The following is a 15,118-nucleotide window of genomic DNA, read 5'->3' on the forward strand; positions in this document are numbered from 1 at the left end:
TTCTTATGACGTCAAAAGAGCCACCTCTATAGGTGGCTTTTCTATATTTAAAATTAAGTCAGGCAGTTTCTACAATTTGTAAGGGTTGATAATAAATTTGGTTACGACCAAGCTGCTTTGCTCGATATAAAGCCTGATCTGCGGCATGAATTAATTCATCTTGCCCCATTTTTAGCCCACCTGTATATACAGTAAAACCTAGACTAATGGTGACATATTTCGAAACTAAGGAAGCAGCATGTGGAATAGCTTGGCGCTCTATCGCTTTATAAATATTTGCTGCCACTGAATAAGCACCCTGTGCCGGTGTTTCAGGTAAAAGTACGACAAACTCTTCACCTCCATAGCGTGCGACAAAGTCGACATGGCGAATTGAGTTTTTAATTGCAGAAGCAATAGATGAAATAACCTTATCCCCCATCTGATGCCCATAAAAATCGTTATAGTTTTTAAAAAAATCAATATCAATAAATAAGACAGCTAAAGGACGTTTTTCTTGATTCGCACGGTAATAGTAAAAATCAAACATTTCGTCAAAAGTACGACGGTTTGAAATTTGAGTTAGCGCATCTTGCTGGCTTAATTGAAGCAATTCAGATGCTTCAATACGTAAAATTTGTTCATTAATTTCAGCAAGCTGATTATTTAAAAAAAGACTGCGCTCTCTTGAAATAAGCATGGTGCTTATAGAAAAACCCAAAATACAACTACCAAACAAAGCACGCCCAAGTGCAATATAGTCACAGTTCACATTTAATAAAATGAGTAACACAAAAACCAATATTGCCGCCGATAAGCCAACATAAAGCATATGCAAAGGTTTTATGCCGCTCAAAATAAACCCAAGCATATATAAAAATGAAAGAAGCAACATCGACTGATTTTTAAGAGCCATATTTCCAACACTGAGCAACAGCATGGCACTTGTAATAATTGATAAAAAAACAATGCTACAGGCAGCAAAATAAAAATGCTTAGAGAGTTTTTTAAACCTAGCAAATACCCAAAATACTAAAAGTGCAAATGCAATATTCATTGCACTTAACAAACAGTAGACGAAATCTAAAGTTATATAAGGCACCCCGATTACAAAGTAGTCTGTCGGCAACACCAGTAAAATAAAAATGATATAAGTGAGTACGCCACTTGCTAAAAATTTTGAGATGTTTTGCCGAGTTCGATCGAGGTTTAAAAGCCAGAATTTTTTTTCAAGTTGTTTTGGCAAAGGCATATTGGCATAACGATGGGTATGTAGAGTAACCAAATACTCGATTTCTTCTTTAGATTTGAGTAATTGATGTACATTTCCCCTATTTGCCACTAGTCGATTCTCACATATTCCGCGTTAACAAAATATAACATTATTTTTTAAAGCTCCCTGCGCTTTATTTTGCCATTTGTCCGTAATTCTCGTTACCATTTTCACACTTTATCGATTATCATTTGTTTTATTTCGAAGTTTGAACTGCCTTGAACTCTATTACCCTGCTCCAGCCAGATGATTGGCATGCACATTTACGTGATGGTTTAGCATTAAAACGTACTGTTCCAGATTTGGCTAAACAGTTCGCTCGCGCGATTTGTATGCCTAACCTTGTACCGCCTGTAAAAACAGTGGATGAAGCTTTAGCTTATCGTGAACGTATTCTTGCGCATGTTCCAGAAGGTAATCATTTTGACCCTCGCATGGTGCTTTATTTTACTGATCACACTTCACCAGATGAAGTTCGTAAAATTAAAGAATCAGAACATGTAAATGCAATTAAACTTTACCCTGCGGGTGCGACTACAAACTCAGACAATGGCGTGAGTGACATTCGTAAGGTTTATGCAGTCATTGAGCAATTAGAAGAGCATCAAGTGCCGTTATTGCTTCATGGTGAAGTGACTCACAATCATGTAGATATTTTTGATCGTGAAAAACGCTTCCTAGATGAGGTATTATCACCATTATTGAAACAGTTCCCGAAACTTAAAGTTGTGCTTGAACACATTACGACAAGTGATGCAGCACACTTTGTTTTAGAACAAGACCGTAATGTTGCAGCAACAATCACTCCTCAGCATTTATTATTTAACCGCAATGATATGTTGGTTGGTGGTGTTAAACCGCACTTTTACTGCTTACCAATTTTAAAACGTCAAACACATCAAACGACTTTACTTGAAGTTGCGACAAGCGGTAATCCTAAGTTTTTCTTAGGTACAGATAGTGCCCCTCATGCACAAAACGCAAAAGAGAATGCTTGTGGCTGTGCAGGCTGCTATAGTGCACCTAATGCAATTGAGCTTTATGCACAAGCTTTTGATCAAGTTGGTAAATTAGAGCGTTTAGAAGGATTTGCAAGCCACTTTGGTGCAGACTTCTACGGTCTACCACGTAATACTTCTACCATTACTTTGGTTAAAGAAGACAACCTCGTTCCCGAATCTTTTGATTATTTAGATGATCAGAAAATTATCCCGCTGCATGCCGGGAAAACGCTGCAATGGAGAAAAGTGTGACACAAGAAAATTCTGTCCCGGTCATTGGCCAACGTTTTCGTGGCTTCTTACCTGTTGTTGTCGATGTTGAAACGGCAGGTTTTAATGCCCAGACAGATGCATTGCTAGAAATCGCGTGCATTCCAATTGTGTATGATGCTCAGGGACAATTTGTCCCTGGTCCTGCATTTCATGCACATATTAATCCGTTTGAAGGTGCAAACCTCGATCGCCGTTCGCTCGACTTTATTGGTATTGATCCATTCAATCCAATGCGTATAGCAATGGCTGAAGACGAGAGAACTGCGCTACGTCGTATTTTTAAATCGGTCAATGAAGTTCGTAAACAACAACATTGTACTCATGCAGTACTTGTAGGTCATAACGCACATTTTGACCTTGGTTTTTTACAAGCAGCAATTGCACGTACAAGCACGAAAAACCAAAACCCATTTCATAGTTTTTCAGTCATGGATACGGTTACTTTAAGTGCAGTTATGTTTGGACAAACCGTGCTTGCTAAAGCATGTATTCAAGCTGGAATTGAGTTCGATGGTAAAGAAGCACACTCTGCTTTATACGATACTCAGAAGACTGCTGAACTGTTTTGCTATATTTTGAACAAACTGTCTCCTTACCTACTTGACAGTTTAGTGGCGGCTTCTTAAGATACCGCCATCCTCAACGTCCCTATCGTCTAGAGGCCTAGGACATCGCCCTTTCACGGCGGTAACCGGGGTTCGAATCCCCGTAGGGACGCCATATTCTTTCTATAAAGAATCATCGCTTCAAATTATTTTATCTCACTTCAAATTCCATCCATGAGATAAATTTTTTATTTCCAAAATCAAGACTTCAACTTTACTTCATCAATATGTTGAGTGGGTTGTATATTTGGATCATCTCTCTCAATGATTATTGCATCAGCAACTAACTTTGTTTTTGTTAAATCTGGTTCTATTGAAACTTGAGCTAATGAACTTGATGTAATATTAAAATCACGATGTATTTGTACTAGTTCTGGTGTTCGTTTATAACGTATGACTTTAAAACCTGCTTCGTGAATTAAAGCATCTCGTTCTGCATCAAACTTTTCTTTCCCTTTGTGGCTAGAATCATCTAACTCAACAATAGCAACGATATTAAATGTTTTATCCAAGACAACAAAATCAGCAACTTTTCGATTAAATAAATTACGCGTCGCATATCCTTGCGCTGTCATAAAAGCGCTGAAAGCAACTTGCGCTAAAATAATATGTTCAGGCAAAGCTTCCTTTAATTTCATAAAAGTGGGTTGTTCATTCATAGTAATGATAGATTTTCCCTTGATGGGGTTACGTTTTGCATTTCTATTTTTGCTTTCCCCTTTCTTTAAAATACTTAAAATCGCTAATACCATTATGACCATTAAAAATATGCCAACAATCGCAAACATCGAATTTCCCCTAAACTAAATAAGTATAAAAACTATTTTGATTTTAAAAATACAATTAAAAACGGCTAGTTATGCCATCTGCTGTGAAACGATTTTATTCTTTTAGCAGGCTAAAACATAATTGTACATATTTGAGACAGCAGTATAAGGCATGTTAGCAACTTCGGTGATCAAGATCTAATCGGTTTTAAGACCCATAACTTTACCAGCAGTAATTTCTATGCCAATCCTTTCAAAAACATTATAAATTTATGATTTATAAATATTTTATTATACTTAAATTCTTTTCTACCCTATACTAAAATTAAATCAAAACTATAATTTGAACATGACATGCAAATTCGATTATTTCATTTACAAAATTCACGCTCTCAACGCATTATTTGGTTTTTAGAAGAGTTAGGACTCAACTATGAGCTCATCACTAAATATCATTCGGACGAAGACGAAAATAATAACTCGCCGCATCAGTTATCAAAATTTCCAACCCTCGAAATTATTGAACACGAGCAATCTTCAATTTTGGCCGAAACCTCAGCAATCCTAGATTATTTCTCTTATTTACATCCACAATTGGGGCAGAATAATTTAGGAAATCAGCAACTAAAAAATTTTTATTATTGGAAAAATTATTGTGAGGCAACATTCATTCCCGATCTGGTACTCAAACAAATCTTTCAACAAATTGCTGAGCGTACGCCTTTTCCAGTACGTTTCATTCCAAAGCTTTTAAAATATGGATTCGATCAAGGTTATCTCAATCAATCATTACAACAACACATGAGCATGATCGATAAACATTTAAAGCACCACTTATGGTTTGCTGGAGATCAGTTTACTACTGCTGATATTTTGATGTGGTTTCCGTTATTGGCTTGCTCACCAAATTACAGCCAGTTTAAACATATACAACGTTATCTGACCCAAATAGAAAACAGACCAGCCTTTAAAAATGCTTTAATTAAAGGTCAATGGTCTGCTTCTACTTTTCAAACTTATTGGGCTATTGCTTGGTAATTTACTTATGCAGACTTACGTGAATTCACGCGCCCCTGAACAACAGCCTTAATATTGCCCTTCGCGTAATTTAAAAACACAATTAAAGGCGATAGTTTGGGATTTGGCTTTTTACCCTGCCCAATTGCTTTAAATTGTGCTGCGTACCAAATAATTTCCATAATCGCCATTTTATCGACAAAAGGTAAACCTGTTTTAATTGGTTTTACAGCATAGCGAACATCTTGACCTGCGATTAAACGGTCAGTTAAATCTGTTTCAACAGCAAGTGGACGAGCAATACCAATAAAGTCACATGCCCCACTTGCTAGAGCAGCATTCATGCCTTCTACTGTACGGAAGCCGCCTGTCACCATAAGTTTACATTTTACATGCTGACGGATTTTTTCAGCGAAGTCTAAGAAGTATGCTTCGCGTGCAATGGTACTTGCCTTACGTTTATCAGCTTTAGCACCAGCCATTGCTGGTGCTTCGTAAGTTCCACCTGAAATTTCAATTAAGTCAATTCCCGCTTCATCAACTGCTTTAAATACCGAAATCACATCTTCTTCGCTAATACCACCGCGTTGGAAGTCAGCAGAGTTAAGCTTAACTGAAATAATAAAATTCTCTGAAGTGGCCTCACGTACTGCTTTATAGACTTCTAGTAAAAAGCGAGCACGATTTTCAACTGAACCACCCCACTGGTCTGTACGTTTATTGGTTAATGGCGATAAAAACTGGCTAATTAAATAGCCGTGTGCACCATGTAACTGTACCCCTTCAAAACCTGCTTTCTCACAAATGCTGGCAGCCGTTGCAAAGCGTTTAATAATATCCAAAATTTCTTCATGTGTAAGCGCACGTGGAGTGCCAAACATCGTTGCTAAAGCTGGACTAAAAGGAACTGCCGAAGGTGCGACTGTTTCTTTATTTAAGCCTTTAGGGCACTGACGACCTGGATGAGACAATTGAATAAGCTGTACCATTCCATATTGTTTCCCGACCGCTGCCCATTCTTTTAAACGCTCTAGGTCACGCTCAGTTTCAACCACCACCACGCCTGGTTCGTTTTTGGCTTCGAAATTGACCATCACATTACCAGTAATCGCACAGCCTAAACCACCTTTAGCCCATGCACCGTACAGGCCTAAATGTAAGTCATTTGGCTGCCCCTCATAGTTTGCAAGTGCCTCACTCATTGCACCTTTAATAATTCGGTTTTTAAATGTGGTATTTCGAATCGTGATTGGTTGTGCAATCTGGCTCATGGTTAACCTCTTTTAATACTTTAGAGCAATTACTCTAATTTAGATGAGTTATAGGTCATGTCAATGGAAAATCGATAACTGACAATAGCACATGTCAAATTTAAAAAGTATAGAGAAATGCAACTTTTTGCATTAAAAATTTAAACAATATTTATTATTATAAAACATATACTTATTTAAATAAATTAAAGACTCGCCGTAATTAACTGCTTAGTATATTCAGTTTTAGGATCATTAAATAACTGTTCAGTCGGCTGATATTCAACAACTTTTGCATGTCGCAATACCATCACTTTATGACACAATGCTTTGACCACATTTAAATCATGACTAATAAAAATATAGCTTAGGTGCTCTGTCTGCTGCAAACGTCGCAATAATTGAATCATGGCTTTTTGCGTGGTTCGATCTAAGGCGGATGTTGGCTCATCTAAAATTAAAAGTTTAGGTTGAACCACTAAAGCTCGCGCTAGAGCAACGCGCTGACGTTGTCCACCAGAAAGTTCATGTGGATAGCGATGTTGAAAGTCTTCAGCCAACTCAACTTTTACCAAGACTGATTCAACTTGCTGTTTGATCTCATTATCAGCTACAGCTTTCACTTTTAAGCCTTCAGCAATAATCTGCCCTACTGTCATACGTGGGTTTAAACTACCAAATGGGTCTTGGAAAACAATTTGTAAGTCTGACCTAATCTTACGCAAAGCTTTTTGTTCTAAGTGGTTTATGTCTTGCCCTAAAAAGATAATTTGCCCATCACTTTTGAGTAATCGAACCAGCGCTAAAGCCAATGAGGTTTTACCTGAACCACTTTCACCTACAACACCTAACGCTTCGCCTTGAGTAAGCTCAAAAGTTATATTTTCAATAGCAGTGGTATAACTTTGAATTCGGTTAAAGATACCACTCCGAATTGGGTATTTAACATTGAGTTGTTGAACAGATAAAATTTTATGACTGGAGGAAAGTGGCTGAGCAAAACCAAGATTAAGATCTAACAATTGCTCAGTATAAATTGATGCAGGATTTTTAAAGATCTGTTCAAGCTGACCTTGCTCTACAACCTGCCCCTTGTGTAATACAATGAGTTCATTGGCATAACGGCGCACCAAATTTAAATCATGGCTAATTAAAATCAGCGCCATGCCATATTTGTTTTGCAAAGATTTTAATAATTCTAAAATTTGCGTCTGTAAAATGACATCAAGCGCGGTAGTTGGTTCATCTGCAATTAAAATTTTAGGTTGAAGTGCAAGTGCAGCCGCAATCATGATCCTTTGCTTTTGACCACCAGAAAGCTCATGCGGATAACGCTTTAAAATGTGCTCAGGATTAGCGATTCCTACATCTTTTAATAATTGAATCACTTGCGGCTGAGCTTTCGATTTTGACCAACCTTGTAAAATAAAATTTTCACCAACAATTTTTTCAACCCGGTGTAATGGGTTTAAAGCCGTAGAAGGCTCCTGAAAAATCATGGCAATATGATGGCCACGTAAATAAGTTCTAGTCTTTTCGTCTATTTCTAAAATATTTTTTGAATCAATAATAATACGACCAGATGTTTTTAATTTTTCTGGTAATAACCCCATCATCGTCAAACAGCTTATTGTTTTACCTGAACCACTTTCACCTACAATTGCAAGCGTATCACCAGCTCGTAAGTGTAAATTGAGGGCCTCCAATAAAGTCTGATCTTGCGTAGAGATTGAAAGGTTTTCTATTTTTAGCAAGGTAGCATCTTCACTTAAGTTATTTTCTTGGGTCAAATGCATCGCGTGCAGCCTCCCCAATATAAATTAATAATGACAACACAAAACCAAGGCTAAAAAATCCTGATAAAGCCAACCAAGGTGCATCTAAGTTATTTTTACCTTGCAACAACAATTCCCCTAAAGAGGCCGCATCTGGCGGTAAGCCATAGCCCAAGAAATCGAGTGCGGTTAAAGCAATAATATTGGTGGTCAGAATAAAAGGTAATTGCGATAGGCTAGAACTTATGGCATTTGGCAAAATGTGCTTAAAAATAATTCCGCGATCATTTACACCTAAAGCTTGAGCCGCACGGACATAGTCAAGTTGACGCGCTTTTAGAAATTCAGCACGTACAATTCCCACAAGCACAGTCCAGCTAAAGAACAACATAATAAAAAATAGCCAATATACATTTGGGGTAAACATACTGACCAAAATCATGACCATAAACAGCATAGGTAAACCATTCCAGACTTCTACTAGTCGTTGTCCTAGCAAATCGACCCAACCACCATAGTAGCCTTGTATAGCCCCCACAAAAATGCCTAGTAGTGTTGCACAACTTGTTAAAGCTAAACCAAAAAGTAATGAAACTCTAAGTCCATAAAGAATACGTGCCAGTACGTCTCGCCCTTGGTCATCTGTTCCTAACCAATTCTGTTTAGAAGGTGGCGATGGCACAGGTACAGCTAAGTCTAAATTAGGTGTCTGATAAGAAAATTGAATGAGCGGCCAAATCGCCCAACCTTTATGATTAATAAGCTCTTGTACAGCAGGGTCTTTATAATCTGCTTCTGTTTCAAATACGCCACCAAAAGTGGTTTCGGGATATACCTTAAAAACAGGCAAATAATAAGCGTCCTCATATTTCACTAGCAATGGTTTATCGTTAGCAATGAGTTCAGCAGCCAATGAAATCACTAAAATGAGGCTAAACAAGATAAAGCTTGCCCACCCTAATTTATGTTGCCTAAAATTTTGCAGTCGTGATCGCACAATAAAAGACACTATTTGCCTCCTTGTGCATCAAAGTGAATACGCGGATCAATCCATTGATACAGCACATCGCAAATAAGTCGTAAAAGCAGACTAAACAGCGTGAAGAAAAACAATACGCCAAAAATAACTGGATAGTCTCGCTGAACAATGGCTTCAAAGCCTAATAAACCGACACCATCTAGATGAAAAATAATTTCAATAAAAAGATTTCCCACAAAGAAAATGCCTGCTAAAGCCTCTGGCAATCCAGCAAGAACCACTAAAATGGCATTACGAAATACATGTTTATATAAAACTTGCTGGCTATTTAAACCTTTTGCATAAGCTGCCAAGACATAAGGTTTATTAAGCTCTTCTAAAAATGAATATTTGGTTAAATAGGTTAGACTCGCAAAACCACCCAACACCATGGTAATAAGCGGCAACGTCATGTGCCATAAGTAGTCCGTAATTTTTCCGAAAAAACTCAATTGATGAAAGTTATCTGATACTAGGTTTTGCAATGGAAACCAGTGAAAATATGACCCACCCGCAAAAAAGACAATAAGTAATATAGCAAATACAAAACTTGGCACCGCATAACCCACTACGAGTAACAATGAAGTTGAGCGGTCAAACCAAGAACTTTGTTGCTTCCCTTTTTTAATTCCAAGTGGAATTGAAATAAGATAAATTAGCAAAGTGCTCCATAGCCCAATCGAGATCGACACAGGCATTTTTTCCCAAAGCAACTCAACTACTGGTTTATCTTTAAAAAAGCTTTGTCCAAAGTCTAGAGTTAAATAACCTTTTAACATCAACAAGAAACGTTCTACTGGAGGATGGTCAAAACCGTATTGTGCTTTAATTTGCTCTACCATTTCGGGGCTTAATCCTTTAGCACCTTGATAGTACATTTCAGTACCTAATATCCGCCCTGCTCCTACGCCACTTTCTACCTCATGGATTGCTTGTTCTACAGGTCCACCCGGCGCAATTTGCACGACCACAAAGTTGATCAATAAAATAATGAACAACGTTGGAATCATTAAAAGAAGTCGCTTCAGAATATATGAACCCATATAACAGGATTTCCTTTAGGTACGTGCTTTTATTGTTGATATAAATATTGGGCAACTTTTTTGGCTTGGTTTGGATTACTCCACCAATACTCTATACCAGCAGAGAGCACGGGTTTCACTTTAGGTTGCTGATACATATTCCAGTATGCATACCAATATTCCCCTTTTCCATAAGTCGGAATTTGGTAATACCCTGCACGAAGTAATCGATCAAGAACATGAGTATAAGTAATTTGCTGTTCACGGTCTTTAGCAGTGACCAGTTTTGAAATGACTTCATCAATAACCGGATTACGAATACCAGCGTAGTTATAGTTGCCATCTTGAATGGCTGCTGCGCTGCCCCAGAACTGGGCCTGTTCATTGCCCGGATTTAAAGATTGCGGCAAGTTCATGGTGGTCATGTCAAAATCATAACGGCGTATCCGTTCTAAATATTGCGGTGCATCGACTTGCCGTAAATTAATATTAATTCCTAATTTTTTTAAATTTCTTACAAATAGCATGAGTGTTCTTTGTTTGCCATCTTGCTGAATAAGAAACTCAATTTGTACAGGCTTGCCTTCGGGAGTATATAACTGCCCTTCTTTAATTTTATAGCCTGCCTGAATGAGTAATTGTCTTGCGATTAATAAATTTTGACGGTTAAAACCACTAGCGTCCGAAACTGGATATTTCCAGTCTGCCAAGATAGCTTTTTGCATGACTGGAGAAAGCTTTGGTAAAAGTGGTTTTAATATCGTGAGTTCACTCTTTGAAGGGAGACCAGTTGCGGCCAACTCACTATTTTCAAAATAACTTTGCAGTCTTTGATACTGTCCATAAAACAAAGCTTTGTTCTGCCATTCAAAATCATAGGCATAGGTTAAAGCTTGTCTAAAGCGAATATCGTTTAAAGGTTTTCGTCGTGTATTAAACACATAACTTTCAGTTGCAATCGGGTTATGGTGTCTAAATTTATATAGAGTGACTAAACCTGCTTTTACCGCTGGAAACTTGTAGTCAGTGACCCATTTTTTAGGATTAGTTTCTTCATGCAAGGTATATTGCCCAGATTTAAAACCTTCGAATGCGATATCCCAATTTCGATAATAAACATATTTTAAATGGTCGAAGTTATAACGGCCTTTGTTAATAGGCAAATCTTTTGCCCAATAATTCGGATTTCGTTTATAGCTAATACTACGTCCAGCATCAATCTTCTCAATCACATACGGCCCTGAACCTACAATCGGTTGCAAGGTAATACGAGTAAAGTCACGGTTCTGCCAATCTGCTTTTGAGTAAATCGGTAAGCTCGCCACAACAAATGGCATTTTAGGATTATGACTAGACTTAAAAGTGAATTTAACTTGATGTGGGTTAATGACTTCTGTTTTTGCCAAGTCAGCAAGATACATTTGTAGGCCAAAATTAGATTTAGTTTGATAAACATCAAAGCTAAATTTTACGTCTGTTGCTGTTAAGGGCTGACCATTACTAAAACGAGCTTTAGGATTTAAATAAAAAGTAACGGATTGGGTTCTTTCTGGGTCATACGAAACTTTCTCGGCTAAAAGTGGATATAAAACCCCAACTTCATCGAGTGACTGAGTCATTAAAGTATCAAAAAGATAATTTACCCCTTCTGTCGCGCTCCCCTTACCATTCATGCTATTTAAATTATCAAATGTCCCTTGCGCGGCCTGACTCAACACTCCACCCTTAGGTGCGTTTGGATTGGCATAAGGCATAGCAGCCATTGTTAAATATTTAGGCTTAGAATGAATTGCAATATACGGCGTGGTTTGCTGTGCAGAGAATACAACTTGCGAAAAGACACTGAGCCCGACTAGCAGGCTCAGTTGACAATATAACTTTTGCATAAAGTTCTAATTATTCTATAAATTAGGCACTTTTATGATATCGCCAATACGCAATTGCGTCGACGGTGTTAGGTTATTGAGTTCCGCGAGTAAACTGGTTTCTAGACCATATTTACTTGCAAGACCAATTAAAGTGTCGCCACGTTTAACTTTGTATTCCACTACAGTTTTTGGAATCACAATATTTTGACCGCGCTGTAGACTAGCATTTGCTTTTAATGCATTCATTTCAGCAAGTTCACGAACTGAAATACCTGCACGACTCGCAATCGCATTTAACGACTCGCCTGCTTTAACCGTATACTTTTCAGTATTTTTACCTGCTGCAACAGGTTTAGCAGATGATTTTGCGGTATCAGCTTTCGCTGTTTCTACAGGCACATCACCTGTTAGTTTTAAATGCTGACCAACACGTACAGTGCTGTTACGAGACAAGCCATTTAATGCAGTTAGATAATCTAACTGTAAATGATAACGGCTAGCGATGCTTCGTAAGTTATCACCAGACTTAACGGTGTAAGTATCTGGTGTTTCATCTTTAGCATTTTTAGTAGCAGCCTTGCTCGGTGTTTCAACCTCACCTGTCAATTTTAAACGCTGACCAGCACGAACACCTGCTGTACGTGATAATCCGTTTAAATCGGCCAAATAACTGGTTTGTAAGTTATATTTAGACGCAATCGCATGTAAGCTATCACCAGACTGCACAACATAGTGTTCAGGAACACTTACACCTGCAGGTACTTTCAAGTTTTGGCCAAGCTGGACATGGCTACTCGCTTTTAAGTTATTCAGTTCTGCAAGTTCAGCTAAGCTAATTTTAGACTTGGTCGCAATGCTTGATAATGTATCACCACGTTGCACCTTATAGCTTTCAGTCTTGTATGATGGCCCTGCTGCAAGTTTTTCATACTTTCCAGAAGCTTTGTTGTCATCAGATTCATCAACAGCAACTTCTTTTGTAGGTACATTAATTTTCTGACCAGCCATTAAATTACTACCAGCTGATAACCCTGGTGTTAACTCTGCCAATTCCTGATTAGATAATGCATAACGATCTGCAATTAACTTTAAGTATTCGCCACGTTTAACTGTATAACTCTTTGTTGCAATACGACGTGTACTTGCCTGAACAGCTTTAGGTTCAGCCTTAGCCGAATTACGGTTGCCTTTAGGCTCTTTCAAATGCAGCTTTTGACCAACAAATAGACCATCACTGACAGATAAATCGTTATATTCAGCAAGCTGTTTCACAGACAAATTAAATTGATTTGCCACGCCTGTTAAACTGTCATTTGCTTGAACGACGTAAACATCAGGTTTAACTGTTGATTTAGCCGTAGACTCAACGTCTTGTGGTTTAGCATCGTATAAATACAGGCTAGTTCCTACAAATAGAGTCTTTTCTGGATCAATCTGGTTCCACTTGGCAACATCACGCCAGTTGACCCCATTTTTCATCGCAATAATTGCTAATGTATCGCCCGGCTGTACAGTATAGGTACTACGCTTGCCTTTAGGTTGTACAACGACAACATCAGTATCGGTTTTAATGTAAGGCTTATCTTTATTGCGCTGTGCTTCTTCAGAGTTTGCAACACTTGCATCTTCAGTTAACGTTTTTGGATAAGCAAAGCCCTTACTTAACTCTTTACCTTGCTGTTCAGCAACGGATTGACTTGTCTGAATCGCAGTTAACTTAATTTTGCCATCGTAAGGATCAACAATTTCGGTACCTTGCGGTGCAATTGCCTTTAACTCAGCAACCACTTGGTCTTTTTCAGCTTGAGTGGCTTGTGGTTGTAAAGCTTGCTCAACAGTTTCTTTCTCACCTTCAGCACGAACAGCCGCTAAAATTTTCTCACGTTCAACTGCTGAAATTGGCGGTTCTGTTCTTACTGGCTTAACATTGGTCGCAGGTGTCACTGCAACTGGAATACGAGGTGCACTTGGCACATCAGCTGAGGCTGCAAAAGCAGCTAAAGCATCAGAACCACGTGGTGTTGAGGTTTTTACCGAGACAGAACTGCCCGTTGTTCTTGTAGGAGTCGTAGGTCTTACAGGCTGAACTTGAGTCGCTGGTGATGTTTTAACAGTGACCGAGGTTGAAGTCGTTGTAGTTGGCTTAGATGGCGATGTGACATTTGCCCACCAACCTGAACCACCACCAGATTTCATTCCTTTTAATTTATTATCCACTGAAGGGCTAATATCAGCAGGAATTAAAATACGCATTGGGCTTGCAGGGTCTACTGTTTCACCACGATAACCCGGGTTTAATGCATATAACTCGGCACGGCTAAGACCACTAACCGATGCAATTTCATTTAAAGACAACGGCGCAGACAATGTCACTTCACGGAAGTGGGGTCTGTTCGCAATTGGTGGTAATGAAACCCCGTAAGCACGTGGATTTTTAATAATTTGTGCAACTGCCAAGAAACGTGGAACATAGTTCATGGTTTCTTGTGGAAGTTTTAATGACCAATAATCGGTTGGTAAACCCGCAGCTTGGTTACGGTTAATCGCCTGTTGGATACGACCCGGACCAGCGTTATAAGCTGCCAAAGCCAATTCCCATGAACCGAACTGGTTATATAAGCTACCTAAAAACTCATATGCAGCACGTGTAGACTCAACAACGTCACGACGACCATCATACATGCCCGTTTGTTGTAAACCATAAATACGGCCAGTACTTGGAATAAACTGCCATAAACCTGCTGCTGCCGCACTACTTGTTGCAGCAGGGTCATACGAGCTTTCAATTACTGGTAATAACGCAAGTTCAGTTGGAAGACCACGGCGTTCTGCTTCTTTAACAGTATGATATAAATAACGACTTGCGCGAGCACTTAAACGGTCAAGGTAGGGCTGACGTGAAATAAACCAACTACGCTGCGCTTCAATACGTGGATCCCAGTGATCGAGATCCATTTTAAAGCCGACAGCCATACGTTTCCAAACATCACCGTGTTTTAAAATAAGTAGACGGTCACCCTCTACAGCACGCATATCAGTTGCTGAAAGTAAATCTTCTAACGAGTCTAGACTACTTGCATCAAGATAACCTGCTCCACTAACCTGTTTTGTTTTCGAGGTTTTTGCAGATTGCGGAGTCGAAGAACAGCCTGTTGTAATACCCAACGCAGCTAAAGCAGAGCTAAGGACTGTAATTTTGAATAATGATGCTGCAGATGGCTGCCACACAAATGTGGTTGGTTTATACATAAAAACTTCCAAACAACTCGC

11 protein-coding genes and 1 tRNA gene are annotated in these 15,118 nt (G+C 38.7%); 4 read left to right on the forward strand and 8 right to left on the reverse strand.

What is annotated here, in order from left to right; translation table 11 throughout:
* Nucleotides 1-58 precede the first annotated feature (58 nt).
* A complete protein-coding gene (locus tag F985_RS16865) occupies nt 59-1,321 on the reverse strand; it encodes a diguanylate cyclase (RefSeq protein WP_004702970.1) in 1,263 nt (420 codons plus the stop codon).
* Nucleotides 1,322-1,470: 149 nt separating this feature from the next.
* Between F985_RS16865 and pyrC the strand changes: the two genes are divergently transcribed.
* From pyrC to F985_RS16880, 3 genes are all read left to right on the forward strand, one after another.
* Nucleotides 1,471-2,505 (forward strand): dihydroorotase, encoded by a 1,035-nt coding sequence (gene pyrC / locus F985_RS16870; RefSeq protein WP_004702973.1) that lies wholly within the window; start codon nt 1,471-1,473, stop codon nt 2,503-2,505.
* On the forward strand, nt 2,490-3,152 hold the full coding sequence (gene rnt, locus F985_RS16875) for a ribonuclease T (protein ID WP_004702976.1): 663 nt from the start codon (nt 2,490-2,492) through the stop codon (nt 3,150-3,152). The genes pyrC and rnt overlap by 16 nt, the downstream gene beginning before the upstream one ends.
* A gap of 18 nt (nt 3,153-3,170) precedes the next feature.
* Nucleotides 3,171-3,246, forward strand: a tRNA-Glu gene (locus tag F985_RS16880).
* 85 nt (nt 3,247-3,331) lie between these two features.
* On the opposite strand, the gene F985_RS16885 is transcribed toward F985_RS16880, so the two are convergent.
* A complete protein-coding gene (locus F985_RS16885; protein ID WP_004702977.1) occupies nt 3,332-3,919 on the reverse strand; it encodes a DUF2726 domain-containing protein in 588 nt (195 codons plus the stop codon).
* A 333-nt stretch (nt 3,920-4,252) separates the two neighbouring features.
* Here F985_RS16885 and F985_RS16890 point away from each other — a divergent pair, with 333 nt between their 5' ends.
* Nucleotides 4,253-4,936 (forward strand): glutathione binding-like protein, encoded by a 684-nt coding sequence (locus F985_RS16890; RefSeq protein WP_004702979.1) that lies wholly within the window; start codon nt 4,253-4,255, stop codon nt 4,934-4,936.
* Nucleotides 4,937-4,941: 5 nt separating this feature from the next.
* Here F985_RS16890 and F985_RS16895 read toward each other — a convergent pair whose 3' ends face one another.
* The 6 genes from F985_RS16895 to F985_RS16920 form a co-directional block, all read right to left on the reverse strand.
* On the reverse strand, nt 4,942-6,186 hold the full coding sequence (locus F985_RS16895) for an NADH:flavin oxidoreductase/NADH oxidase family protein (protein WP_004702981.1): 1,245 nt from the start codon (nt 6,184-6,186) through the stop codon (nt 4,942-4,944).
* 185 nt (nt 6,187-6,371) lie between these two features.
* A complete protein-coding gene (locus tag F985_RS16900) occupies nt 6,372-7,961 on the reverse strand; it encodes an ABC transporter ATP-binding protein (protein WP_004702983.1) in 1,590 nt (529 codons plus the stop codon).
* Entirely contained in the window at nt 7,939-8,949 is a 1,011-nt protein-coding gene (locus tag F985_RS16905; protein WP_004702984.1) for an ABC transporter permease, read from the reverse strand. The genes F985_RS16900 and F985_RS16905 overlap by 23 nt, the downstream gene beginning before the upstream one ends.
* Nucleotides 8,949-10,001, reverse strand: coding sequence for an ABC transporter permease subunit (locus tag F985_RS16910; protein ID WP_004702985.1), 1,053 nt, complete (start codon nt 9,999-10,001; stop codon nt 8,949-8,951). The genes F985_RS16905 and F985_RS16910 overlap by 1 nt, the downstream gene beginning before the upstream one ends.
* A 29-nt stretch (nt 10,002-10,030) precedes the next feature.
* Nucleotides 10,031-11,866 carry an extracellular solute-binding protein gene (locus tag F985_RS16915; RefSeq protein ID WP_004702986.1) on the reverse strand — a complete coding sequence of 612 codons (1,836 nt, stop codon included), beginning with the start codon at nt 11,864-11,866 and terminating at the stop codon, nt 10,031-10,033.
* Nucleotides 11,867-11,881: 15 nt separating this feature from the next.
* On the reverse strand, nt 11,882-15,097 hold the full coding sequence (locus F985_RS16920) for a lytic transglycosylase (RefSeq protein ID WP_004702987.1): 3,216 nt from the start codon (nt 15,095-15,097) through the stop codon (nt 11,882-11,884).
* Between the last annotated feature and the right edge of the window lie 21 nt (nt 15,098-15,118).

Source organism: Acinetobacter seifertii (assembly GCF_000368065.1).
GTDB classification, from domain to species: domain Bacteria; phylum Pseudomonadota; class Gammaproteobacteria; order Pseudomonadales; family Moraxellaceae; genus Acinetobacter; species Acinetobacter seifertii.